The 22,422-nt window shown below is 63.1% G+C and carries 23 protein-coding genes; 13 read left to right on the forward strand and 10 right to left on the reverse strand.

Features of this window, described 5'->3' with window-relative positions:
- Nucleotides 1–301: 301 nt before the first annotated feature.
- Both E8E91_RS16405 and gcvA read right to left on the reverse strand, forming a co-directional pair.
- Entirely contained in the window at nt 302–1,192 is an 891-nt protein-coding gene (locus E8E91_RS16405) for an NAD(P)-dependent oxidoreductase (RefSeq protein ID WP_280376938.1), read from the reverse strand.
- Nucleotides 1,193–1,311: 119 nt separating this feature from the next.
- Nucleotides 1,312–2,217: a transcriptional regulator GcvA gene (gene gcvA / locus E8E91_RS16410; RefSeq protein WP_280376940.1), complete on the reverse strand. Its 906-nt coding sequence runs from the start codon at nt 2,215–2,217 to the stop codon at nt 1,312–1,314.
- Nucleotides 2,218–2,408: 191 nt separating this feature from the next.
- On the opposite strand from gcvA, the gene E8E91_RS16415 reads away from it, so the two are divergent.
- Nucleotides 2,409–3,662, forward strand: coding sequence for an OprD family porin (locus E8E91_RS16415; protein WP_280376992.1), 1,254 nt, complete (start codon nt 2,409–2,411; stop codon nt 3,660–3,662).
- Between the two features lie 198 nt (nt 3,663–3,860).
- Here E8E91_RS16415 and E8E91_RS16420 read toward each other — a convergent pair whose 3' ends face one another.
- Entirely contained in the window at nt 3,861–5,297 is a 1,437-nt protein-coding gene (locus E8E91_RS16420) for an aldehyde dehydrogenase family protein (protein ID WP_280376943.1), read from the reverse strand.
- Between the two features lie 318 nt (nt 5,298–5,615).
- Between E8E91_RS16420 and E8E91_RS16425 the strand changes: the two genes are divergently transcribed.
- Nucleotides 5,616–6,959 (forward strand): MFS transporter, encoded by a 1,344-nt coding sequence (locus E8E91_RS16425; protein ID WP_280376946.1) that lies wholly within the window; start codon nt 5,616–5,618, stop codon nt 6,957–6,959.
- Nucleotides 6,960–7,061: 102 nt separating this feature from the next.
- Here the strand turns inward: E8E91_RS16425 and E8E91_RS16430 are convergent, their stop codons facing one another.
- Nucleotides 7,062–7,961, reverse strand: coding sequence for a LysR family transcriptional regulator (locus E8E91_RS16430; protein ID WP_280376949.1), 900 nt, complete (start codon nt 7,959–7,961; stop codon nt 7,062–7,064).
- Nucleotides 7,962–8,085: 124 nt separating this feature from the next.
- Here E8E91_RS16430 and E8E91_RS16435 point away from each other — a divergent pair, with 124 nt between their 5' ends.
- Nucleotides 8,086–8,886 (forward strand): lipase family protein, encoded by an 801-nt coding sequence (locus E8E91_RS16435; RefSeq protein WP_280376953.1) that lies wholly within the window; start codon nt 8,086–8,088, stop codon nt 8,884–8,886.
- Nucleotides 8,887–8,893: 7 nt separating this feature from the next.
- Here E8E91_RS16435 and E8E91_RS16440 read toward each other — a convergent pair whose 3' ends face one another.
- Nucleotides 8,894–9,100: a hypothetical protein gene (locus E8E91_RS16440; protein WP_280376955.1), complete on the reverse strand. Its 207-nt coding sequence runs from the start codon at nt 9,098–9,100 to the stop codon at nt 8,894–8,896.
- A 110-nt stretch (nt 9,101–9,210) separates the two neighbouring features.
- Between E8E91_RS16440 and E8E91_RS16445 the strand changes: the two genes are divergently transcribed.
- On the forward strand, nt 9,211–10,104 hold the full coding sequence (locus E8E91_RS16445; protein WP_280376957.1) for a hypothetical protein: 894 nt from the start codon (nt 9,211–9,213) through the stop codon (nt 10,102–10,104).
- Between the two features lie 6 nt (nt 10,105–10,110).
- Here the strand turns inward: E8E91_RS16445 and E8E91_RS16450 are convergent, their stop codons facing one another.
- From E8E91_RS16450 to E8E91_RS16460, 3 genes are all read right to left on the reverse strand, one after another.
- Nucleotides 10,111–11,010, reverse strand: a complete 900-nt coding sequence (locus E8E91_RS16450) for a bestrophin family protein (RefSeq protein WP_280376959.1) — start codon at nt 11,008–11,010, stop codon at nt 10,111–10,113.
- Nucleotides 11,011–11,206: 196 nt separating this feature from the next.
- Entirely contained in the window at nt 11,207–11,686 is a 480-nt protein-coding gene (locus E8E91_RS16455) for a nuclear transport factor 2 family protein (RefSeq protein WP_190833631.1), read from the reverse strand.
- A 59-nt stretch (nt 11,687–11,745) separates the two neighbouring features.
- Nucleotides 11,746–12,309: a TetR/AcrR family transcriptional regulator gene (locus tag E8E91_RS16460; RefSeq protein WP_280376994.1), complete on the reverse strand. Its 564-nt coding sequence runs from the start codon at nt 12,307–12,309 to the stop codon at nt 11,746–11,748.
- A gap of 322 nt (nt 12,310–12,631) precedes the next feature.
- Here E8E91_RS16460 and E8E91_RS16465 point away from each other — a divergent pair, with 322 nt between their 5' ends.
- Genes E8E91_RS16465 through E8E91_RS16485 form a run of 5 tightly spaced genes read left to right on the forward strand, consistent with a single transcriptional unit; the run spans nt 12,632 to nt 17,621 of the window.
- A complete protein-coding gene (locus tag E8E91_RS16465) occupies nt 12,632–14,086 on the forward strand; it encodes a c-type cytochrome (protein WP_280376962.1) in 1,455 nt (484 codons plus the stop codon).
- A 35-nt stretch (nt 14,087–14,121) separates the two neighbouring features.
- Nucleotides 14,122–15,897: a cytochrome c oxidase subunit I gene (ctaD, locus tag E8E91_RS16470; protein WP_280376964.1), complete on the forward strand. Its 1,776-nt coding sequence runs from the start codon at nt 14,122–14,124 to the stop codon at nt 15,895–15,897.
- Nucleotides 15,894–16,583, forward strand: a complete 690-nt coding sequence (locus E8E91_RS16475) for a cytochrome c oxidase subunit 3 (protein ID WP_280376967.1) — start codon at nt 15,894–15,896, stop codon at nt 16,581–16,583. The genes ctaD and E8E91_RS16475 overlap by 4 nt, the downstream gene beginning before the upstream one ends.
- A 4-nt stretch (nt 16,584–16,587) precedes the next feature.
- Nucleotides 16,588–17,286 carry a heme-copper oxidase subunit III family protein gene (locus E8E91_RS16480; RefSeq protein ID WP_280376970.1) on the forward strand — a complete coding sequence of 233 codons (699 nt, stop codon included), beginning with the start codon at nt 16,588–16,590 and terminating at the stop codon, nt 17,284–17,286.
- Between the two features lie 17 nt (nt 17,287–17,303).
- Nucleotides 17,304–17,621 (forward strand): cytochrome C oxidase subunit IV family protein, encoded by a 318-nt coding sequence (locus E8E91_RS16485; RefSeq protein WP_280376972.1) that lies wholly within the window; start codon nt 17,304–17,306, stop codon nt 17,619–17,621.
- Between the two features lie 417 nt (nt 17,622–18,038).
- Here the strand turns inward: E8E91_RS16485 and E8E91_RS16490 are convergent, their stop codons facing one another.
- On the reverse strand, nt 18,039–18,593 hold the full coding sequence (locus tag E8E91_RS16490; protein ID WP_280376975.1) for a magnesium transporter: 555 nt from the start codon (nt 18,591–18,593) through the stop codon (nt 18,039–18,041).
- Between the two features lie 262 nt (nt 18,594–18,855).
- Between E8E91_RS16490 and E8E91_RS16495 the strand changes: the two genes are divergently transcribed.
- Nucleotides 18,856–19,197, forward strand: a complete 342-nt coding sequence (locus tag E8E91_RS16495) for a hypothetical protein (protein ID WP_280376977.1) — start codon at nt 18,856–18,858, stop codon at nt 19,195–19,197.
- Nucleotides 19,198–19,268: 71 nt separating this feature from the next.
- Here E8E91_RS16495 and grxC read toward each other — a convergent pair whose 3' ends face one another.
- Nucleotides 19,269–19,523, reverse strand: a complete 255-nt coding sequence (grxC, locus tag E8E91_RS16500; protein ID WP_280376980.1) for a glutaredoxin 3 — start codon at nt 19,521–19,523, stop codon at nt 19,269–19,271.
- A 134-nt stretch (nt 19,524–19,657) separates the two neighbouring features.
- On the opposite strand from grxC, the gene E8E91_RS16505 reads away from it, so the two are divergent.
- The 3 genes from E8E91_RS16505 to E8E91_RS16515 all read left to right on the forward strand — a co-directional run bounded on the left by E8E91_RS16505 (nt 19,658) and on the right by E8E91_RS16515 (nt 22,217).
- Nucleotides 19,658–20,494, forward strand: a complete 837-nt coding sequence (locus tag E8E91_RS16505) for an AraC family transcriptional regulator (protein WP_280376983.1) — start codon at nt 19,658–19,660, stop codon at nt 20,492–20,494.
- A 74-nt stretch (nt 20,495–20,568) separates the two neighbouring features.
- Nucleotides 20,569–21,612, forward strand: a complete 1,044-nt coding sequence (locus tag E8E91_RS16510) for a sensor domain-containing diguanylate cyclase (RefSeq protein WP_280376987.1) — start codon at nt 20,569–20,571, stop codon at nt 21,610–21,612.
- A 173-nt stretch (nt 21,613–21,785) separates the two neighbouring features.
- Nucleotides 21,786–22,217, forward strand: a complete 432-nt coding sequence (locus E8E91_RS16515; protein WP_280376990.1) for a cupin domain-containing protein — start codon at nt 21,786–21,788, stop codon at nt 22,215–22,217.
- The last annotated feature ends 205 nt before the right edge of the window (nt 22,218–22,422 follow it).

A 22,422-nucleotide genomic window follows, 5' to 3' on the forward strand; every position in this document is an offset into this window, starting at 1 on the left:
CGAAAGGACGGGCTCAGGAGCTTCGCCAGCAAGCTGGCTCCTACAGCGATGGTGCGGGCTTTATGTAGGAGCGAGCTTGCTCGCGAAAGGACGGGCTCAGAGCTTCGCCAGCGAGCTGGCTCCTACAGGGATGGTGCGGGCTTTATGTAGGAGCGAGCTTGCTCGCGAAAGGACGGGCTCAGAGCTTCGCCAGCAAGCTGGCTTCTACAGCGATGGTGCGGGCTTTATGTAGGAGCGAGCTTGCTCGCGAAAGGCCGAGCTCAGGAGTTTCGCCAGCAAGCTCGCTCCTACAGGTAGATCGTTACCCGATCCTTGCTCCGGCCAGGCCTTCCAATACCTGCACCACATGGGTCATGTCACGGGTTGATTCGCCGCTGTTGATGGCCTGGTCGAAGAGTTGTTTGACCACCGCGCAGGTCAGCGCGGGCGTTCCGTTGGCTTCGGCCTCGGCCAGGAACAGGCGGATGTCCTTGCGCATCAGGTCGAGGCGGAACCCGAAGTCGAATTCACGCTTGAGCACGGTGCCCGCCAGGATCTGTTCGCTGGTGTAGCTGCGCGCCGTGCTGGCGTTGAGGATGTCCAGCATCAGCCCAGGTTCGAGGCCGGCCTTGATGCCGAACAGCAGCGCCTCGCTGGTGGCGACCAGCGTGGCGCCGACGATCATGTTGTTCACCAGCTTGAGGCTCTGGCCGAGGCCGGGTGTGTCTCCGAGGTGAACCACCTTGCGGCCGAACGCGGCGAACACCGGCTGGCAGCGCGCATAGGCCGCGGCAGGGCCGCCTACCATCACCGACAGGGTGCCGGCTTCGGCACCGGCGACGCCGCCGGCCAGTGGCGCGTCCAGTGTCGTGATGCCGCGCGCCTTGAGTGCCTGGTCGAGGCGGCGGGCGACGCTCGGGCCGGTGGTGGAATGGTCCACCAGCACGCGCACGCGCTCGCCGTGGATCACGCCGTTCTCGCCCAGCACAACCTGTTCGACGATCTCCGGCGTCGGCACGCAGACCAGCACGATTTGCGCGGCGTCGGCCACCGCCCGTGGTGTGGCGTGACTGCGGGCGCCGCGTTGCAGCAGGGGTTCGAGGGCTTGGGGGTTGCTGTCGCAGAGTTCCAGGCCGAAGCCATGGTCCAGCAGGTGACGCGCCATTCTCTGGCCCATGGCGCCGAGGCCGATGAAACCGATGCTCTCGTTCATTCTTGTCGCTCCAGTTCAACGGATGGGTCTTCACCCCTGTTCGGGTGAAGAGGGCCATCCTAGAAAGCCGCGAGCGACGCGGACAAAGCACTTTTGAGCCTGGGAACGTTGAGGAAAACTCAAGCGGCCTGACGGGTCTGGCGTGCCTGCTCCAGCAACCATAGGCGGAAGGTGGACATGTCGTCGCTTTCCGGCCGGTGTCTCGGCGTGAGCAGGTAATAGGTGTAGGCGCCCATGTCGACGGTCTGTGGGAACGGGCGCACGAGGGTGCCGTCGCGCAGTTCCTTTTCCACCAGGAACAACTGGGCGATGGCGATGCCCTGGCCGCCGGTGGCCGCCGCATAGGCCATCGACGAGCTCTGGTAGGTCATGCCGGCTCGTGCATCCACCGCGCTACCGACGCCGGCGGCCTGCAACCAGTGGCTCCAGTCGTCTGGCCGCGCGATGGAATGCAGCATCGTGTACTCGGCCACGTCCGCTGGCTCCTGCAGGCCGGGGCCGATGTCGAGCAGCGTGGGGCTGCACACCGGGGCGAGGATGTTGTCGCTGAGGACATGGCAATTGCAGTTGGGCCAGTCGCCGTTGCCGAGGCGGATGGCTGCGTCCAGGTCTTCCTTGTGGAAGTCCACCGGGTCCAGGGACGCGGTCAGCAGCACCTCGATCTTGGGATTCTCCTGATGGAAGCTGGCCAGTCGAGGAATCAGCCATTGCATGGCGAAGGTGGTATAGGCGCGCACCTTGATCTGCCGGCGCTTGGCTGGGCGCTTGAGCTTGCGGGTGGCACTGCGCAGTTCTTCGATGATCCGCGCCACCGCCTTGAAGTACTGCTCGCCCGCTGGGGTCAGGGTGATCTGCCGGTGCCCACGGAGGAACAGCGGCTGCTCCATGTATTCCTCCAGCGCGCGTATCTGCCGGGAAACGGCACCGGGCGTGACGTTCAGTTCATCGGCGGCAAGGGTGATGCTGAGGTGCCGGGCGACGGCTTCGAAAGCCCGCACGGCGTTGAGTGGCGGCAGTCTGTCCATGTTCCGGATCTTCTTGTCTGAGAGGTGAAATGGCGCGGAATCTTACTCTAGTTCTGATTGAGTAAATCTCAAGCGAAAGGGCTGTTTTAATCGTTTGTCGCGGCCTCCGGCGGGTTCCTAGCATCGGCTCCGGACGTACCACAACAACAATAGAGAGCCGCTCCATGACCACTCCCAACCGGACCACTCGCATGGGTCCGCAAACCCTGTTTGCGCTCTTCGGTCTGACCCTGGGTGCCCACGGCACCGCCAGCGCCGATTTCATCAATGATTCCAAGGCCAGCCTGGAATTGCGCAACTTCTACTTCAACCGTGACTTCCGCCAGGACAGCGCGCCGCAGAGCAAGGCCGAGGAATGGGCGCAGGGATTCCTGCTGCGTTACGAATCGGGCTTTACCGAGGGGCCGGTCGGCGTCGGTGTCGACGCACTGGGCTTGTTCGGCGTGAAGCTCGATTCCAGCCCGGACCGCACCGGCACCGGCCTGCTGCAATCCGATCGCGAAAAGCCCAATCGCGCGCAGGACGAATACGGTGAGCTGCGGCTGACCGCCAAGCTGCGCGCGTCCCAGAGCCTGCTGAAGGTCGGCACCCTGCAGCCGAAGCTTCCCATTGCGCTGTCGAACGATAGCCGCCTGCTGCCGCAGACTTTCCGGGGTGCCTGGCTGAGCAGCGCCGAGGTGCAGAACCTGAGCCTGGACCTCGGCCGGATCGACCGCGTGAACCTGCGCAACTCCTCCGATAACGAGGACATGCAGGTGTTCAATGGCGGGGCGCGGAACATCGTTCTGGGCCACCACAAGACCAGCGACGCGCTGGACTTCGCTGGCGCCACCTACAAATGGACGCCGGCCCTGACTACCTCCTATCACTACGGTGCGCTGGACGGTATCTACCGCCAGCACTACTTCACCTTTGGCCACCTGCTGGACCTGGGCGAGGCCGGCTCCATCAAATCGGACCTGCGCTGGGCGCAGAGCCAGGACGACGGCGGCAGCAACGTCGACAACCGCGCGCTGGGGACGATGTTCACCTACAAGCGCGGTCCCCATGCGTTGGGGCTCGGCTACCAGCGCATGTCCGGCGACACCGGTTTTGCCTACGTCAGCGGCGCCGACGGCTACCTGGTGAATCTGGTGCAGGTGAACGACTTCGGCAACGAGGACGAACGCTCGTGGCAGGCGCGCTATGACTTCGACTTTGCCTCCCTCGGCGTACCCGGACTGACCTTCATGACCCGCTATCTATCGGGCGACGGCGTGGCTGTGAACGGGCGAGTGGAGGAGGGCAAGGAGTGGGAGCGGGATACCGACATCGCTTATGTGGTGCAGGGTGGGCCGCTGAAGAACCTCGGTCTCAAATGGCGCAACGCGACGGTGCGCAGCAACTTCGGTCCGGATATCGACGAGAACCGGCTGATCGTGACCTATACCGTGCCGCTGTGGTGATGTGAGTACGGATTCAATCATCGCGACATAACGATGGGTTTCGCTTCGCTCTACCACATCCTACAGGGCCATTCGTAGGATGGGTTGAGCCTGCGAAACCCATCACGACAAAGCGATGATGTCCCAGGATCAACCACATTCCGCGAGCTGAAATAAAAGAAACCCCGCACAAGGCGGGGCTTTGTTTTGAAGCGGACTTCAAAGCCGGATGATCACCGACTTCAACTGGGTGTAGTGGGAAAGGGCGTCGATGCCTTGCTCGCGGCCATAGCCGCTTTGCTTGAAACCGCCGCACGGAGTCTGGACAAAGCCGCCGCTGTACTCGTTGACGACGATGCGCCCGGCCTCCAGGCCTGCCGCCATGCGATGCACGCGGCCGATGTCGCGGCTCCAGATGCCGGCGCCCAGGCCGAACTCGCTGTCATTGGCGATGCGCAGGGCATCGGCCTCGTCCTTGAAGGGAATGACGCAGAGGATGGGGCCGAAGATTTCTTCCCGGGCCAGGGTCATGTCGTTGGTCACGCCGGTGTAGACGGTGGGCTCGATGTACCAGCCCTTGCCCAGGTTTTCGCCGCTGGCCACCTTGCCGCCGATGGCCGGTTTCAGACCCTCGCGCGCGGCGATCTCGAAGTAGCTCTGGATCTTCTCGAACTGCGCTTTCGTGGTGATGGGCCCGGAGGTGGAGTCGAAGTCCGGGCCGAGACGCAGGGCGGCGACTTCGGTCACCAGCTTCTCGACGAAGCGGTCATGGACGTTTTCCTGCACCAGCAGGCGGGTGCCGGCGCAGCACCATTGGCCGCTGTTCCAGGTGAAGGCGGTGGTGGCGCCCTTGGCGGCGGCGTCGAGGTCGGCGTCGTCGAAGACGATATTGGCCGACTTGCCACCCAGTTCCAGGGTCAACGGCAGGATGCGTTCGGCGGCGATGCGGCCCAGCTCCTGGCCCGCCGTGATGCCGCCGGTGAAGGAGATCTTGCGCATCAGCGGATGGCGCGCCATCACCGGGCCGATGACGCTGCCCTTGCCGACGATCACGTTGAACACACCGGCAGGCAGGCCGGCTTCTTCCACGGCAATGCGCGCCAGTTCCACCAGCGATGCGGAGGTGTGCTCGGAAGGCTTGGCGACCACGGTGTTGCCGGTGGCCAGGGCCGGGGCGATGGCCCGCGCGGCCTGATGCAGCGGGGCGTTCCAGGGCAGGATGGCGCCGATCACGCCGAATGGGTCGCGGCGGGTGTAGACGTGGTAGTTCGGGCCCTGGTTGATCACTTCCCCGTCCATGGCGTTGACCAGCCCGGCATAGAACTCGAAGTACTGCGCGGTGAGGTCCATGAGCGTGGCCATCTCGCGGCCGGGCTTGCCGGTCTCGGCGCTCTCCAGCTTGCCCAGGCGGTCTTCGCTACGGCGCACGATGCGCGCCAGCTCGATCAGGATGCGGCCACGTTCGGACGGGCGCATGTCACGCCAGGCGGGCAGCGCGTCCTGGGCGGACTGGATGGCGAGCTCCACGTCCTCGGGGCCGCTGTTGGCGACTTCGCCCAGCTTCTCGCCGGTGCGTGGGTCGAATTTGTCGACGTAGCGACCATCGGCAGGCGCCAGGCAGCGTCCGCCGATGTAGCTCTCAACTTTCAGGAACATGCTTCGAGTCTCCTCAGTTCAAGGCCCGGATCATGAGTGGGTGCAGTTCTTGTTCGTCGACCCGGGCGTTGGGGGCAGGTTGGGCATTCGGCGCTTTGCCTTCAAAGGAGTTTTCAGCTTCCGTGGCTTGAAAAAATATCAAGCGTCACCTGGCCTGCATCGGGCGCCGCGCCTGCGCTGTAGCTTGCGTTTAACTCAAGCGAGCAGCGCGGAAATCTCGCTTCACCGGCCCTCCGTGGCGCTGCATCTTGCTCGCTAACCAGAAGAGAACGCCTTCGGGCGATCAACAACAAAAAGTGTGCTCACGGGAGCGATGCAATGCATAACGACAATAGTGCGATTGGTGGTCTCATGCCGGATATCAGCCCAGCCGCCACGGCCGCCGAAGGCCACAAACTGACCCGTACCGAGAAGAAGGCCATCGTGGCCGCCACGCTGGGCACCATAGTCGAGTACACGGACTGGGTGATCTACGCCACCTTCTCGTCCATCCTCGCCAAGCAATTCTTCCCGGCCGGAAACAGCCTGACCGCGCTGCTCTCGGTGCTGGCCGTATTCGCCGTGGGTTTCCTCATGCGGCCCATCGGTGGCGCGGTGCTCGGCGTGTTCGCCGACCGCTACGGCCGCAAGAAGGGCCTGACCCTGTCGATCCTGCTGATGTCAGTGGCCTCGCTGGTGATCGGCATCTGCCCCAACTACGAAAGCATCGGCATCGCGGCACCGATCATCCTGATCCTGGCGCGCCTGACCCAGGGCTTCTCCGCCGGGGGTGAATTCGGTTCCGCGTCGGCCTTCCTGATCGAGTCCGCGCCCTCCCATCGCCGTGCCTTCGCGGGCTCCTGGCAGTGGTTCGCAATCAACGCCGGCACCCTGGTGTCCTTCCTGCTCGGCGTCGTGCTGGCTTCGGTGGGCAGTGATACGGCCCTGGAAGACTGGGGCTGGCGCGTGGCGTTCGTCATCGCTGCGCTGATGGGCGTGCTGACCCTGTGGATTCGCCTGTCGGTGAAAGAGACCGAGGTATTCAAGTCCCGCGTTGCCAAGGCTGCGGTCGAGAAACGTCCGATCCGCGACATCTTCACCAAGCACCGCAAGGACGTGCTGCGAGTGATCGGCGTGGCCATGGCGGGCAACCTGCTCAATTACGTGTGGATGGTGAGCTACCCCTCGCAGGTCCATCTGGTGACCGGCATGCCGATCCGCGAAACGCTGCTGGCCGGGGTCATCGCCGTGGGGGTGTCGCTGCTGTTGCTGCCGCTGGCCGGGATGCTGGCTGACCGCATTGGTCGCCGGCCGATGCTGATCGCCTTCGCCGCCGCCTCGATCCTCTGGGCCTGGCCGAGCTTCGGATTGCTTTACCAAGGCATCAGCCTGGCGGAAGTGGCCCTGCTGCAGACGATCTCCATGGTGATCATGACCGGTTTCGGCGCCGCCTCGGCCGTGACCATGGCCGAGCAGTTCCCGGCGGAAGTGCGAGTCACCGGCATCGCCTTGCCCTATGCGCTGTCAGTCACCCTGTTCGGCGGCACTTCGCCGTACATCATGACCGCCATCTCGGGCGCCGGTTATGGCCACCTGTTCTGGATCTATCTGGTGGCAGTGAGCCTGGTGAGCCTGGTGGTCTACATCCGCATGCCGGAGATGAAGGGCCAGCCGCTGCGTTGACGATAACGCTGATTCCAATGGTTCTCCCCGGTGCGCAAGGCACACCCTACCCAAAGGCGCGGAGCCGACCGTAGGGTGCGCCGCGCGCACCGCCCATGGCCGTCATTGCTGCAGTCGCGCCGCCCGCGCGAACTCGATGAAGGCCTTGAGCACCGCCGGCACCTGGCGCCGGCTGGGGTAATAGAGGTGCAGGCCGGGGTAGTAGGGGCACCAGTCACTCAGCACTTGCACGAGGCGGCCGTCGGCAATGTGTTCGGCAACCATGTCCTCGAATACGTAAGCCAGCCCCACGCCCTGCAATGCCGGGCCCACCATCAGGCCCACGTCGCCCAGAGTCAGCGGGCCGTCCACTTCGATCTCCAGCTGCATGCCGCCACGCTCGAATTCCCAGCGATAGAAGTTGCCGCTGGGGAAGCGGTGACGGATGCACGGCAGGCCGTGCAGGTCCTCGGGTTTCTGCGGAACGGCGTGGCGTTCGAAGAAGCCTGGCGCGGCTACCACCACCGAACGCAGGTAGGGGCCGATGGGCAGAGACACCATGTCGGCCTCCAGCCGTTCGCCGAAACGCACGCCGGCGTCGTAGCCGGACGACACCACGTCCACCAGCGCGTCGTCGGCGGAGATTTCCAGGGTCACGTCCGGGTAGGCCTCGAGGAAGCGGCTGGCCAATGGCAGCAGCACCAGTTGTGCGGCGGCGCGGCCGGCATTGATGCGCAGGGTGCCGGACGGCGTATCGCGGAACTGGTTGAGGTCTTCAAGGGCGTCGTCGATGTCGCGGAACGCCGGCTTGATCCGCGAGTAGAGGCGCTCGCCGGCTTCGGTGAGGGCCACGCTGCGGGTGGTGCGGTTGAACAGGCGCACACCCAGGCGCTCTTCCAGGGCGCGCAGGGCATGGCTCAGGGCAGACGGAGAGAGCCCGAGCTCGACAGCCGCGCGGCTGAAGCTGAGGTGGGCGGCGATGCTGAGGAAGACGTTCAGGTCGGCGGCGGATACGGGCTTCATTGCTGAATCCTGCTCTAGGATTCAGGCGATTCTAGTGACGGCTGCACAGGAGTAAAGGCGTGGCTTTACGTCGGCTTGGCATCGACTAGAGTGGGTAGCCATTCCCACAGGCAAGGAGGCCATGATGCCCAGTCTTCCGATGTACTTCCCCTCTGCGTTTTCCCTGTCCCAGGCCCTGCAATGCGCCGACCTGGTGGAGGCGGCCTACGACCAGTACGAGCAATGGCTGCAACAGGACAAACCGCGCAAACCTTCGGACTTCAACTGGCAGGCGCCGAGCATGAGCGGGTGGAGTTTCTCCGCGCCGGTCTGGAGCATTCTCAGCGAGCTGAAATACATCAACGAGTCCGAGCCTTTCGGCTTTGCTGCCAGCGATCCCACGGGAGCGGTCTACCTGGTATTTCGTGGCACCGAATCGGCCCAGGATTGGGTGGATGACCTGGACGCCAAGCAGGCTGCCTATCCGTGGCAGTCGGGTGTCGGCCAGGTGCACGCGGGCTTCCTGAAGCTCTACACCTCCCTGCGCGATCAGGCCCTGCAAGCGCTGGATGGCCTTCAGCCCGGCGGCAATCTCTGGGTCTGCGGCCACAGCCTGGGTAGCGCGCTGTCCAGCCTGGCGGTGCTCGATTTGCACACCCAGTGGCCGGACCAGCCGCTGCAGCACTACAACTTCGCCAGCCCACGAGTGGTCGACCCCAGTTTCGCCGCCTACTACAACGGCCTGAACATCCCCACCTACCGGGTGGTCAACGACAGCGACCTGGTACCCGAAGTCCCGCCGGGCGTGACCGATTCCTGGGTCTACCAGCACCTGGGCCTGGCCGTGACCTTCACAGCCAGCTACTCCAGCTTCGCGGGCGACCACAGCATGGCGGACTGTTACCTCTATGCGATCAACAATCCCGATGCGCCGATGAATGGGTGAAGCGCGGCTAAAGCAATTTCGCCGCTTCCTCAATCAACGCGAATATCTCCCTGGGCCGCGATGCCAGCGATGCGTGACTGGCATCCAGGGTGACGGTTTTCCTGGCCTTGATGCGTTCGGCAATCCTGGCCTGGGTAGCAGGCGGGATCATGTGGTCGCCCATATACACCTGATACCAACTGGGCTTGCCGCACCAGGCCGGCTTGCGGGCCATCAGCCTTCAGGGGTGTCGTTCTGATCCGCATTTCGCACCCGACTCTGCCGCTGTTTTCGTCCGCGCCCTGCTTCTAGAGTCGAGACTCCGCCGACCCAGGATGGAGTCCCATGTACAGCACACTCGCCACGCCGTTAGAACCTAACGTTTTTCAGTCACGCATCTACGCCGGGGAGATCCTGCGCTTCGAACGCTTGCCGGCCATGGCAGCGCTGGTGGCTTTCAGCCAGGAGCTGCTGGAGGCCCGGTTGCAGCCTTTCCGTCCGGAGGAGATTCATCTGCACTTGTCACACGCCGAGCAGGCGCGTTGGTTCGAACGATGCCAGCGGGAGTTCGCGATGTCGCCCGAGGTGCGTCGGTTGTGGTGTGAGTTACTGGCCGGCATGGGCTTCGACCCGGATCGATTGGCCTGCGATCGGTTGCATCTGCGCTTCCAGCCTCACCAGGAACCCGGTCAGCCGGTGCCCCGAGCGCGGACCACCGCCACCATTGCCTTCCACCGGGACACCTGGGGTTCCAATCTCTACAGTCAGACCAACTGGTGGGCGCCCATTTACCCGATCACAGAGGAACGCACCTTCGCGATCTATCCCGGCCTGTGGCGCAAACCGTTGCCGAATACCAGCGCGGGTTTCGACATGCAGGCGATCCTGCAGCGCTCCCATCGCGACGGGCGCAACTCGGTCGATGCCGATGAGGCCATTCCCCATCTGCTGGCGGAACCGGAAGAGCAGGGCGTGCCGGTGTTGATCGAGCCTGGTGAGCTGATCGCGTTCTCCGGTGCCCATGCTCACGCAGGCGTGGGCAACAGCAGCGGACTCACGCGGATCTCATTCGAGACCCGCACGCTGTTGATCCAGGACCTCAAGGACGGACGCGGGGCGCCCAACGTGGATGGACATGCACCCTGGATGACGCCTGGACTGTTTCGCCGCCTGAGCGACGGCAAGCGCCTGGATGAACTGCTGGGCTGCTGGTTCATCGAGCCCTACGTGGCGCCCTGAGCAGCATCAGGTGAGGACATGGTCCACCGGTTCCAGCGGCGGCGGCAGGTCACGCTGACCGAGCGCATCGAGGATTTCCCGCTCCAGGGTGCGCACCATCGAGTCGGTGGCCAGGTCGTTCTCATCGCGTCCGAACGGGTCTTCAAGCTGGTCGCCGATGGCATCCAGGCCGAAGAAGGTGTAGGCGACGATGATGGTGATGATCGGCGTCAGCCAGCCCAGGGTGCCGGCCATGGCAAAGGGCAGCAGCAGGCAGAAGATGTAGCTGGTGCGGTGGAGCAGCAGCGTATAGGGGAAGGGGAGCGGCGTGTTCTTGATCCGCTCGCAGGTGGCCTGGGCGCAGCTTAGGCCGGACAGGCGCGTTTCGAGCAAGGTGTAGCGCCACTCGTTGATCTGTCCCTGGCTCGCCAACTGAGCGCATTGGCCGCCGATTCGCCGCAACAGGCCGTCACTGGTGTTGATCCCATAGGTGTCAGGCGCGTCGCTCAGCCATGGGCGCGCGGCAGCCAGTTCGTCTTCGCCGCGAAGTCGGGCATTGAGCGCGTGGGCGAATCCACACAGTTCGCGCAACAGTGCTTCGCGCGTGGGCGCATCTTCAATGGCCACGCTCTGGCGGATGAAGGAACGGATTTCGATGATGATCTGTCCCCAGGCCTTGCGGCCCTCCCACCAGCGGTCGTAGCACGCGTTGTTGCGAAAGCTGAGGAAGATCGACAACGACAGCCCGAGCAGGGTGAAGGGCATGGCGTTGATCCTGGTGAACCAACCCGGATGCAGGCGCTCGACGACCACGATGAGGCAGGCGAGCAGGGTGATCAGGAGCGTACGCAGGGCGATGTGCCGCGCGATGGAACCCTTCAGTGCGGTGAGGATAATCAGCAGGTTGGGCTTGGGACGGACGATCATCGGATGTGGGCGCCAGGCAGTTCGTGAAGCGAAAGCTAAGGCCGCGGCGGGCGTTACGTCCAATCGCTATTGATGACCGGGCCATCGACGCCATTTATGAGGCGTACGAGAAAACGCTGAGTCCTTCATGCCACGCATAGATGGCATCGATGATGAGACGCGGCACCGGAGGGGCGCCGCGTCGGTAGTGGTGAGATCAGAGACCGAGTTCGGACAGGCCCGGATGGTCGTCAGGGCGACGGCCCAGAGGCCAACGGAACTTGCGCTCGGACTCCTTGATGGGCAGGTCGTTGATGCAGGCATAGCGGTTGAACATCAACCCGTTCTCGTCGAACTCCCAGTTCTCGTTGCCGTAGGAGCGGAACCAGTTGCCCGAGTCGTCATGCCATTCGTAGGCGTAGCGCACGGCGATGCGGGTGTCGGAGTGAGCCCAGAGTTCCTTGATCAGGCGATACTCGTGTTCCTTGGCCCATTTGCGGGTGAGGAAGGCCTTGGCTTCGGCGCGGTTGAAGGCGAACTCCGCGCGGTTACGCCACTTGGTATCCAGGGTGTAGGCGAGGGAGACCTTCTCCGGATCGCGGCTGTTCCAGCCATCCTCGGCCAGGCGCACTTTCAGGATGGCCGAATCACGGGTGAAAGGGGGAAGCGGCGGACGAACTTCAGCGTTAGAGGACATGGATAGTCTCCAATACAAATAGAAGGTTCAAAGTTTGAAGTTGCCCGCTCGATAACTTCCTATTTACTCAGCAAAGTTTGCGCAACTTGCCGCGCAGTATCTGCTGAGTCGTTATCACCGAGCACATGGGCAACGGTAATGGCTCCGTCGATCAGGACCAGTAACTGCCTGGCCAGGGCATCCGGATCGGCGGCGCCATATTGCTGGCAAATCTCCTGTACGAATCCGAGCAACTTCTCTTTGTGCTCTTTGGCAACCAGGCGGACAGGGTCCTGCGGATCACCCGTCTCACCTGCGGTATTGATGAAGGCGCAGCCCCGGAAGCCGCTCGACTCGAACCAGCCCTTGAGCACGCTGAATATCTCCAGCAGTCGTGCCTCGGGCGTTTCGGCCCTTTCGACTTCGGTCCTGAACCAGTCCATCCAGCGCTCGTCGCGCTTTCTCAATACCTCTGCTACCAGTTCGTCCTTGGTTCCGAAGTATTTATAGATACTCTTCCTCGAAACACCTGAAGTCTTGACCAGGAGATCCATGCCAGTGGCGTGGATACCATTCCTGTAGATCAGGTCTTCGGTGGTTTCGAGAAGTCTTTCTCTGACATCGGAAGTTGATTTGCTGTCCATGTGAGAGATGGTAGAACGATCGTTCTCCACGAGCAAGCCTCTTTTCTGAAAAAGGTATGAACGGTCTTTTGATAGATGAAGGAAATGAGCTTATTGCGTTCATCTATCAGCGCCGGAGTGTAACCCAGTGCTCGACCAGAAATAGGTTTGGAAGGGCAGGCAGGTCTGCGCCAGCGACTATACTTGCCACCAACTTTGCCATTTGGGGGACAGGCACCGAACTTCCGGCACGACCGGAGGCCGGAACGTGAAGCACATGCACTGCCGATGACCGTCGCACGCACCACCCGCGCACGAGCATCAGGAACGAGGCGACGGGAACATGGCGATTGCAATCATCTTGGGCCTCATCGTTGTCGTTTCCATCCTCTTTCATCTCCTGGCGCCCTGGCACCTGACCCCGGCGGCGTCCAATTGGGGCTCCATCGACACCACGCTGTTCATCACCCTGGTCATCTGCGGCGTGTTCTTCATCGCCATCGTCGGCTTCATGGTGGTGGCGATCATCCGCTTCCGTCACCGCGAAGGCCGGCGTGCGCGGTACGAACCGGAGAGCCGCAAGCTGGAGTTGTGGCTGATCGTCGCCACCTCGATCGGCATCATCGGCATGCTGGCGCCAGGGCTGGTGGTCTACAGCGATTTCGTCCACGTCCCCAAGGATGCCTACCCCCTGGAAGTGGTCGCCCAGCAATGGCAGTGGGCCTTCCGTTTTCCCGGCCAGGACGGCCAGCTCGGCCGTGCCGACGTGAAGTGGGTCGACGCCGGCAACCCCCTTGGGCTGGACCCTGACGACCCACTCGGCCAGGACGATGTGCTGATTCGCAGCAACGAGGTGCGCCTGCCCCTGGACCGTCCGGTGAAGGTGCTGCTGCGCTCGAAGGATGTGCTGCACAACTTCTACATCCCGCAGATACGCGGAAAGATGGACATGGTCCCCGGAATGGTTTCGCACTTCTGGTTCACCCCTACGGTGGTCGGCCAGTACGAGATTCTCTGCGCCGAGTTCTGCGGAGTCGGACACTTCAACATGCGCGGGATGATGCGGGTCGAGCCGGTGCAGGCCTTCGATCAGTGGCTCGCCGCGCAGCCCACCTTCGCCCAGACCCTGGCCAGCGCCAGTAAATCCGACCAGGGCGGCCTGGCCGAGAAGGGCCGACAACTGGCGGAAACCCACGGCTGCCGTGCCTGTCACAGCCAGGACGGGAGCGAGAGTCTCGGGCCGGGCTGGAAAGACCTCTACGGCCGCGAGGAAAAGATGGCGGACGGCAGCAGCGTGAAGGTGGATGAGGCCTACCTGAAGGAGTCCATCCTCGACCCCCGCGCCCGGCTTGTGCAGGGCTTTCCGCCGGTGATGGTGCCCTATACTTTCACCCAGGATGAACTGGCCGCCCTGGTGGCCTTCATCCAGTCGCTGAGCGCAGCCGGGCAGTCCGCGCAGGGCGCTTCCGGGGCGGGTGGCGATGCCGTGGGGCAGGGTCAGCAACTTGCCCAGTCCCTCGGTTGCCTGGCTTGCCACAGCCTCGACGGCAGCAAGGGCGTGGGCCCCAGCTGGCAAGGCCTGTATGGACACCGCGTGACCCTGGCCGATGGCAGCCAGGTCGAGGCGGACGACGCCTACCTCCAGGAGTCCGTACGGGCTCCCGCCGCCAAGCTCGTCCAGGGGTTCGCGCCGGTGATGCCGGCCTTCACCCCCAGCGACCAGGAACTGGCCGCACTGATCGCCTTCATCAAGTCCAGGGCGAATCCCGACGCCAAGAACCAGGAACAGGCGCCGTAAACCCAGAGGGACTCCGAATTTACGGAGGTAGTCCGATGGCCCATGTCGAGCACGCCGAAGCCGATGTCCTGCACGAGCCCAAGAGTTTCCTGACCCGCTACATCTGGAGCCAGGATCACAAGGTCATCGCCATCCAGTACTCGCTGACCGCGATCTTCGTCGGCCTGATCGCCCTGGTGCTGTCCGGCCTGATGCGCATGCAGATCGGCTTCCCCGGCAGCCTGGAGTTCATGGACCCCAGCACCTACTACCAGGCGATGACCATGCACGGGATGATCATGGTGATCTACCTGCTCACGGCGCTGTTCCTCGGCGGCTTCGGCAATTACCTGATCCCGCTGATGGTGGGCGCGCGGGACATGGTCTTCCCCTACGTCAACATGCTCAGCTACTGGTTCTACCTGGTTTCGGTGCTGATCCTGCTGGCCAGCTTCTTCGTACCGGGCGGGCCCACCGGCGCGGGCTGGACCCTCTATCCACCCCAGTCCATCACCCAGGGCACGCCGGGCACAGAGTGGGGCATCGTGCTGATGCTGGTGTCCCTGGCGGTGTTCATCGTCGCCGCCACCATGGGCGGCCTGAACTACGTGACCACCGTGCTGCAGGCGCGCACCCATGGCATGACGCTGTTCCGCATGCCGCTTTCGGTGTGGGGCATCTTCATGGCGACCATCCTCGCGCTGCTGGCCTTCCCGGCCTTGTTCGTCAGCGCGGTGATGATGCTCTTCGACCGGCTGCTGGGGACCAGCTTCTTCATGCCGGCGCTGATCTCCATGGGCCAGCCGATGAACCACCAGGGCGGCAGCCCGATCCTGTTCCAGCACCTGTTCTGGTTCTTCGGCCACCCGGAGGTGTACATCGTCGCCTTGCCGGCGTTCGGGCTGGTGTCGGACCTGATCAGCACCCACGCCCGCAAGAACATCTTCGGCTACCGCATGATGGTCTGGGCGATCATCGCCATCGGTGTGCTCAGCTTCGTGGTCTGGGCGCATCACATGTACGTCAGCGGCATGAACCCGTACTTCGGCTTCTTCTTCGCCATCACCACCCTGGTGATCGCCGTGCCCACCGCCCTCAAGGTCTACAACTGGACCCTGACCCTCTGGCATGGCGACATCCATCTGACGGTGCCGATGCTCTTCGCCCTGGCCTTCATCGTCACCTTCCTGGTGGGAGGCCTGACCGGACTGTTCCTCGGCAACGTGATCGTCGACATCCCGCTCTCGGACACCTACTTCGTGGTGGCGCACTTCCACATGGTGATGGGCGTGGCGCCGATCCTGGTGGTATTCGGCTCCATCTACCACTGGTACCCGAAGATCACTGGGCGGATGCTCGACGACCGCATCGGCAAGCTGCACTTCTGGATCACCTTCCTCGGCACCTACGCCATCTACTTCCCCATGCACTACCTGGGGTTCCTCGGCATGCCGCGACGTTACTACGCCTACCCGGACTATCAGTTCATCCCGCAATCGGCCCAGGACCTGAATGCCTTCATCACGGTGGCGGCGCTGATCGTCGGTGCGGCGCAGCTGCTGTTCCTCTTCAACCTGGCCTGGAGCCTGTTCAAGGGACGTCCCTCCGGGGGTAACCCGTGGAAGGCCACCAGCCTCGAATGGCAGACCCCGAACACGCCGCCGGTGCACGGCAACTGGGGCGAGAAACTGCCGGTGGTGCACCGCTGGGCCTATGACTACAGCGTGCCTGGCGTGGAGCAGGACTTCGTGCCGCAGACGGTTTCGGAAGAGGAACTGCAGAGCCTGCGCGAAGCCAACGGCAAGGCGACGACTGCGGAGAAACGGCCATGAGCACGCAACTCTGGAAGCATGCCGACGGCGGCGGGACGGGGGGCTGGAACCCGGGCGAGGCCCAGCAGCCGGAAGCGCCCATTCAGGATCGTGACCGCACCGCCAGAATCGGCCTGGGCGTCTTCCTTGGCGTGGTGACGTCGCTGTTCCTGTTATTCCTGCTGGCCTTCATCGCCCGATCCCAGGTGTCGGACTGGCGCCCGCTGACCGATCCGTTGGCACCGCTGGCCCATCCCTGGATGCTCTGGGTGAATACCGCCTTGCTAGGCATCGGCAGCGCCTGCCTGCAATGGGCCAAGGTGGCCATGGCCCGCGAGCGCACGGGCGACGCCACGCTGGCATTTCTGCTCGGTGGTGTGTTCGCCCTGGCCTTCCTCGGTGGCCAGCTATGGGTCTGGCAGCAGTTCGCCGCCTGGGGCTTCAAGGTGTCGGGCAACCCGGCCAACAGTTTCTTCTACCTGCTCACCGGCCTGCATGGCCTGCACCTGGCCGGCGGCCTGGTGGCCTGGGCGCTGGTGGCGCGGCGCATGCTGCGCTTCGGGGCGGGTGAAAAGCTGCAGACCGGCATGGCGCTCTGTGCCTTCTACTGGCACTACCTGCTGGGGCTGTGGCTGGTGCTCTTCGCGGTGCTCACCAGCACGCCGGAAACCTACCAGGCCATCGCGGCCTTCTGCGGGCTGAGGTGATGCCATGGCCATCACGACACGGGAGACTCCGGCGGCAAATACATCAGCCAATCCATCGCCCTGGCGCGCCATAGCGCAGGACTGGTCCTCGGATCGCGACGCCTTCAAGCAGGTGCCCTGGGGCAAGGCGATGATGTGGATCTTCCTGCTCAGCGACACCTTCATCTTCTCCTGCTTCCTCACCGGCTATATGTCGGTCCGTATCAGCACCACCGCCACCTGGCCGAACCCCAGTGAGGTCTTCGCGCTGACCATCGGTGGCGCGAGCATCCCGTTGATCCTCATCGCCATCATGACCTTCGTGCTCATCAGCAGCAGCGGCACCATGGCCATGGCGGTGAACTTCGCCTATCGCCGCGACCGCGTGCGTTGCGCGGCGTTGATGCTGGCCACTGCAGCCTTCGGCGCCACCTTCGTCAGCATGCAGGCCTTCGAGTGGAGCAAGCTGATCGCCGAAGGTGTGCGGCCCTGGGGCAACCCCATGGGCGCGGCGCAGTTCGGCGCCTGTTTCTTCATGATCACCGGCTTCCACGGGCTGCACGTGTCGATTGGGGTGATCTATCTCAGCATCGTGGCGTTCAAGGTGCTGCGGGGGGACTACGAGAAGCGCGGGAACTACCAGATCGTCGAAATCGCAGGGCTCTACTGGCACTTCGTGGACCTGGTCTGGGTATTCATCTTCGCGTTCTTCTACCTGTGGTAGAGCAGGGGAGAGATGAGATGGCGCACGCGGAAGGTCAACAACACCCGATCAGCCTGTACCTCAAGATTTGGGGGCTGCTGTTCGTCCTCAGCACCCTGTCGTACCTGGTGGACTACTTCCACTTCACCGGGTACTTCCGCTGGTCGATGATCGTCATCCTGATGCTGCTGAAGGCAGGGCTGATCGTCTCGATCTTCATGCACATGGCCTGGGAGCGCCTGGCCCTGGTCTACGCCATCCTGGTGCCGCCCTTGTGCCTGCTGGTGCTGGTGGGGCTGATGGTCGCCGAGGCGGACTACGTGTTCTTCAGCCGGGGATTGTTCCTGGGGCAGTAGGGCCTCGATCCATCGTGGGAGAGAGTTCATTTGAACTTGGGAAACCACGTCCTGGGGGCGTGGTCATGAGTTACCGGTTCTGCCTGTGACGATTCGAATGCTCGGGCTACCAGAATGAGGCCGATCAGGTAGGGCGCGCCGTGTGCACCGGCGGTTTGATCTGGCGCCGAGACGGATCCTGGAATCGGTGCGCACAGCGCACCCTACGGTCCAGACCGAGCTTGAGATCAATTTTTTGCAAGGGACGGACTCGCCCCTTTCCAAGCGGCTGCCGCAAGTCCACGTTCTACGAACGTGGATGTTTACTCGTGATTGGTCAGCACTGCGGTGTTGGGCCTCGTTCCTCGGACCAACCTACGGCGGGACGTGCGCGTGGATCACCCCTCTCCCTTGAGGGAGAGGGGATGGGGAGGGCGTTTAGATGGTGCGCTTGAACTGGTGCCAGCGATGCAGCCAGGCGACTATCCATTGCGGTGAGGCCGAGCCGGTTCCGGCCAGTTGCAGTTGCGGGTGGTGGGTGATGACGCGGTCGAGGATGGATTCCTGGTCCGGGTCCACATCCACGAAGAAGATGTGTTCACCTTCTTTCATCTTTTCCTTCAGGTTGCGGAAGTGGGCATTGGGCACCTGGATGCCGAAGAACCCGCCTTCCCAGATGCAGAACCCCAGCACGACGATGGCCAGGAACACGAACGGCACCCAGCCTGCCGGCGTCTCGGTCCAGCCTGCCAGCCAGGCTCCGAGGAGAATCAAGGCGGCAAGCGGCACGCCGATCACCGCGCCGACTTCACCGGAGTGGACGACGTCCTGTTTCATGAAGGAATTCACATCGTGGAGATGGTGCTGTTCCACATCGGCATCCTTGTCGCTCAGCACATGGATCTGCTCGGTATTGATGCCGTTGGCCTCGAGTTCGGTCTCGAGGGTTTCCAGGTCATCGAGGTTGTTGCTGATGTAGTAATGCCGATTCATGACACACCTCCGGATTCTTGTTCGAAGTGGTATGCCGTCTCCCGTAACAGCTGGGTTTATGCCTGCTGGTTATGTTGGAACCATGGGTGAAAATTCATGGTTCTTTCACTGGAAAATTATAGCATCTGAAACTTTTGTGAATGCCTGAAGCCCTTGCGGTACGCGGCTTTGGTCGATCACTGACGCATTCTCCCGGTGGGCTTTGTCTAAACTGCTGATTGAACATCTGGTGCGGCAACGCCCCATGTCAGGAGGTTGTCAGATGAATACCTTGACCATTAAAAGCTGGTGCAAACCCCAGGGTGCGGAAAAGTCCATTCCGATGGGGGAGCTGCACTTCCATGTCAACGACGCCGACCACCTGCGGCTCGAAGAGGCGGAAGAGCGACTGCAAAAGACCCATGAGCCGGACATGATGTTCGACGCCGACATGGAACACATGGAGCTGATCACGCCGTCAGAGTGCGGCACGCTTTCGGACCTGCAGTTCCGCGTCTACCTCAGCAAGGGTGATGAACGCGGTCACTTCCACCTGGTGGGGCATCGGGAGAGTGACGGCAGCCTGGTGTACACCAACTCGGTGATGATCGATCAGTTGGGCTAGGCGGTATCAGCCCGTCCTGCACGGGGCGAAAACACGGCGGAGATGAATCAGTTCACCTCCGCCGCGTCGTTTCAATGGGCCAGCAGCGCTGTCAGTTCACCCTGGCGCTCCAGGGCCGCCAGGTCGTCGAAACCGCCGACGTGGCGATCGCCAATGAATATCTGTGGCACTGTGCGGCGCCCGGTCCTTTCCATCATCTCCAACAGCAGACGCGGGTCGGACTCGATATCGATCTCGGTGGCGGCCGCCCCCTTGCGTGCCAGCAGGGCCTTGGCGTTCCGGCAGTAAGGGCAGTGGCTGGTGGTGTACATCGTGACGGTGCTCATGGGGATTCTCCATCAGGTAGCGGGCTGGGTCTGCCGTTAAGGCCTGGAGGGAATGCTACGGAGATGAGCTGGTGCTTTGGATTCAAATCGTCCAATTTATGCAACAGATCGTCTAACTGTGTGAGGGGTGGCCCATGGACCGACTGTCAGCGTTGCTGGGGTATTTCAGCCTGCACGCCTCCACGTTCCAAAGCGGCAGGTTCTGCGGCGTCGCCTCGTACGGGGCAGACGAACCTCGTGGCTATGTGCATCTGCTGCGTTCCGGGCGCGCGACCCTGGATTCGGAAGAGGGTGGCAGCATTGGCATCGAAGTGCCGAGCCTGGTGCTGATCGGCGGGCCCTATGCCCACCGACTGACTGCCACCGAAGATGATCGTGCCGATCTGGTGTGTGCCACCCTGGACTTCGACGGCGGAATCGACAACCCGCTGTCGCGTGCGCTGCCGGCGCACTTGCTGTTGCCCCTCGGCGCCGTGCCCAGCGTGGGTGGCATCGTCGATTGGCTGTTCAGTGAGGCGTTCGGCGACGACTGCGGCAAGGAAGCCATCCTCAACCGGCTGTTCGAACTGATGGTCATCCAGTTGCTGCGGCACCTGATGGATACCGGTGGCATTTCCAGCGGCATGCTGGCGGGGCTGGCGAATCCGCGCCTGGCGCGGGCGATCACCCAGATGCACGACAGCCCGGCCAAACCCTGGTCAGTGGCCGAGCTGGCCGAGGTAGCGAACATGTCACGTGCCAGCTTCGCTGCGCAGTTCCGCGAGGTAGTGGGCATCACTCCGGCGGACTACCTGGTGAGCTGGCGCGTGAGCCTTGCGCAGAAACGTCTGCGCGAGGGGCGCCCCATTGCCCTGATCGCAGACGAGGTGGGCTACGAGAGCCCGTCGGCCCTGGCGCGGGCCTTCCGCCGCAAGGTGGGCGCGAGCCCCAGGGAGTGGCTGAATCGGGGCGAACCTGAATCGTTTTCCTGAACCTGGTCGCTGTTCAGAGGGTCAGTGTTCGGATAACAATCCAACGCTTATCAACCGGTTACCGAAGCCTCTGCATGGATCAGATACTTTCCTTCCTTTCCGAGACCGTTCCCAAGGCCCAGACCGTAGAGCAGCTCACGCGGCCGCTGCTGACGCTGCTTGGCAGGGTGACCGGCATGGAGTCGACCTACCTGACCACCATCGACACCGAGCAAGGCGTACAGCGCGTCGAGTACGCGCGCAACGTCGGTGAGATGGAAATTCCCGAGGGGCTGGTGGTGCCCTGGGCCGATACGCTGTGCAAGCGTGCGCTCGACGAGAACCGCCTGTACTCGGACGACGTTGCCGAATGCTGGGGCGACTCGGACGCCGCCAGGGCGCTCGGCATCAAGACCTATGTGAGTGCCCCGATCAAAGCCCACGATGGCCGGGTGCTGGGCACCGTCTGTGCCGCAAGCTCCGCCCAGGTCGCCCGCTCCCCGGAGGTCGAGCCCATCATGCGGCTGCTTTCCGGACTGGTGGGCTATCTGCTCGAACGGGAGATGCTGGTGGATCGCTTGCAGGAAGCGAACACTGAATTGGCCAAGCTGGCACTGACCGATGCCCTGACCGGGCTGTCCAACCGACGCGCCATCCTGAGCGAACTGCCGCGCCTGCTCGCACTGGCCAAGCGCGAGCAGAAGTACGTCCTGGTCGGCGTGATCGACCTGGATGGCTTCAAGCTCATCAACGACACCTACGGCCATCAGGCTGGCGACGAGTTCCTGAAGGGTGTTTCCGCTCAGTTGAAGGACAACCTGCGGACCAGCGACGTGCTCGGGCGTTCCGGTGGGGATGAGTTCATCGTGGTCGCGCTTGGCTCGGCCGTCGGGCAGCTGGACCCTTCGGCTGACATGCGCAATGCCGTCGACCTGTTGCAGGCACGGCTGACGAAGGCCACGGAAGGGCAGTACGACCTGGGTGAGGGAAGCGGGAGCATCCACTACCGTGGCGCCAGTGTCGGCGTGGTGGCGGTGCTGCCGGGAACCGTGGACGCGGAAGAAGCCATCAAGCTGGCGGACCACGAAATGTACAAGGTGAAGCAGCAGCGCAAGGGCGCCAATCCTCTGTCTCGCTGAACCGGGTGCATCGCGCCCTCTGGAGTCCTCCAGCGGGCCTTCCTTGTAAGTTCGTGTGTCGGTCTCGCGCCCTGACATGCGAGCTTGCAAAACCCACGGATTCCGACACAACGCCGGCAGATGCCGTGGATAGGGTGAAGCCTCCATCACTGCTCTAACGAGAGGCCCCGTCCATGTCGCATTCAGTTTTCATCACCACCGCCGCTGCCCTGCTTGCTTTCGCGGGTCTCGTCCAGGCCGGGGAGACCCAGCCGCAATCCGGGGCCGGCAAGGCGAGCTGGCAGAACGGAATCCACCGCACCGACCTGGCGCGCCACGACCTGGAAGTGCCCGGTTACGAAGCCATCCAGGCGCGCGTGGATATTGATCCGGGTGTGGCGTCCCCCAGGCACTCCCATCCAGGCGCGGAAGTCGCCCATGTGCTGTCCGGCACCTTCGAATACCAGCTGGAAGGCCGCGCGCCGATCGTGCTCAAGGCGGGCGATTCGCTGTTCATCCCCGCAGGCACGCCCCACGTGGCGAAGAACATCGGCAGCGTCACCGCTTCCGAACTGGCGACCTACACGGTGAACAAGAGCCAGCCGCTGTTGAAGCTGGAGGAGTGACGCTGTAGGGGCGAATTCATTCACCTAGGGCCAAGCAGGGGCAGCCCTTCGGCCTGCTTAGCGATTGAAATCGCCCCCACAAAAGCGGAGGGCCAAGGCTCCGCGTTTCCTGTAGGGGCGAATTCATTTGAACTTGGGAAACCACGTCCTGAGGACGTGGTCATGAGTCATCGGCTCTGCCTGTGACGATTCGACTGCTTGGGCT

The sequence above is a fragment of the Pseudomonas sp. BN515 genome, assembly GCF_029873155.1.
Classification (GTDB): domain Bacteria; phylum Pseudomonadota; class Gammaproteobacteria; order Pseudomonadales; family Pseudomonadaceae; genus Metapseudomonas.

What these genes read in the sequence shown, in the direction of transcription:
- E8E91_RS16405 (WP_280376938.1), bottom strand. Translation starts at nt 1,192, where the DNA reads ATGAACGAGAGCATCGGTTTCATCGGCCTCGGCGCCATGGGCCAGAGA.
- gcvA (WP_280376940.1), bottom strand. Translation starts at nt 2,217, where the DNA reads ATGGACAGACTGCCGCCACTCAACGCCGTGCGGGCTTTCGAAGCCGTC.
- E8E91_RS16415 (WP_280376992.1), top strand. Translation starts at nt 2,409, where the DNA reads ATGGGTCCGCAAACCCTGTTTGCGCTCTTCGGTCTGACCCTGGGTGCC.
- E8E91_RS16420 (WP_280376943.1), bottom strand. Translation starts at nt 5,297, where the DNA reads ATGTTCCTGAAAGTTGAGAGCTACATCGGCGGACGCTGCCTGGCGCCT.
- E8E91_RS16425 (WP_280376946.1), top strand. Translation starts at nt 5,616, where the DNA reads ATGCATAACGACAATAGTGCGATTGGTGGTCTCATGCCGGATATCAGC.
- E8E91_RS16430 (WP_280376949.1), bottom strand. Translation starts at nt 7,961, where the DNA reads ATGAAGCCCGTATCCGCCGCCGACCTGAACGTCTTCCTCAGCATCGCC.
- E8E91_RS16435 (WP_280376953.1), top strand. Translation starts at nt 8,086, where the DNA reads ATGCCCAGTCTTCCGATGTACTTCCCCTCTGCGTTTTCCCTGTCCCAG.
- E8E91_RS16440 (WP_280376955.1), bottom strand. Translation starts at nt 9,100, where the DNA reads ATGGCCCGCAAGCCGGCCTGGTGCGGCAAGCCCAGTTGGTATCAGGTG.
- E8E91_RS16445 (WP_280376957.1), top strand. Translation starts at nt 9,211, where the DNA reads ATGTACAGCACACTCGCCACGCCGTTAGAACCTAACGTTTTTCAGTCA.
- E8E91_RS16450 (WP_280376959.1), bottom strand. Translation starts at nt 11,010, where the DNA reads ATGATCGTCCGTCCCAAGCCCAACCTGCTGATTATCCTCACCGCACTG.
- E8E91_RS16455 (WP_190833631.1), bottom strand. Translation starts at nt 11,686, where the DNA reads ATGTCCTCTAACGCTGAAGTTCGTCCGCCGCTTCCCCCTTTCACCCGT.
- E8E91_RS16460 (WP_280376994.1), bottom strand. Translation starts at nt 12,309, where the DNA reads ATGGACAGCAAATCAACTTCCGATGTCAGAGAAAGACTTCTCGAAACC.
- E8E91_RS16465 (WP_280376962.1), top strand. Translation starts at nt 12,632, where the DNA reads ATGGCGATTGCAATCATCTTGGGCCTCATCGTTGTCGTTTCCATCCTC.
- ctaD (WP_280376964.1), top strand. Translation starts at nt 14,122, where the DNA reads ATGGCCCATGTCGAGCACGCCGAAGCCGATGTCCTGCACGAGCCCAAG.
- E8E91_RS16475 (WP_280376967.1), top strand. Translation starts at nt 15,894, where the DNA reads ATGAGCACGCAACTCTGGAAGCATGCCGACGGCGGCGGGACGGGGGGC.
- E8E91_RS16480 (WP_280376970.1), top strand. Translation starts at nt 16,588, where the DNA reads ATGGCCATCACGACACGGGAGACTCCGGCGGCAAATACATCAGCCAAT.
- E8E91_RS16485 (WP_280376972.1), top strand. Translation starts at nt 17,304, where the DNA reads ATGGCGCACGCGGAAGGTCAACAACACCCGATCAGCCTGTACCTCAAG.
- E8E91_RS16490 (WP_280376975.1), bottom strand. Translation starts at nt 18,593, where the DNA reads ATGAATCGGCATTACTACATCAGCAACAACCTCGATGACCTGGAAACC.
- E8E91_RS16495 (WP_280376977.1), top strand. Translation starts at nt 18,856, where the DNA reads ATGAATACCTTGACCATTAAAAGCTGGTGCAAACCCCAGGGTGCGGAA.
- grxC (WP_280376980.1), bottom strand. Translation starts at nt 19,523, where the DNA reads ATGAGCACCGTCACGATGTACACCACCAGCCACTGCCCTTACTGCCGG.
- E8E91_RS16505 (WP_280376983.1), top strand. Translation starts at nt 19,658, where the DNA reads ATGGACCGACTGTCAGCGTTGCTGGGGTATTTCAGCCTGCACGCCTCC.
- E8E91_RS16510 (WP_280376987.1), top strand. Translation starts at nt 20,569, where the DNA reads ATGGATCAGATACTTTCCTTCCTTTCCGAGACCGTTCCCAAGGCCCAG.
- E8E91_RS16515 (WP_280376990.1), top strand. Translation starts at nt 21,786, where the DNA reads ATGTCGCATTCAGTTTTCATCACCACCGCCGCTGCCCTGCTTGCTTTC.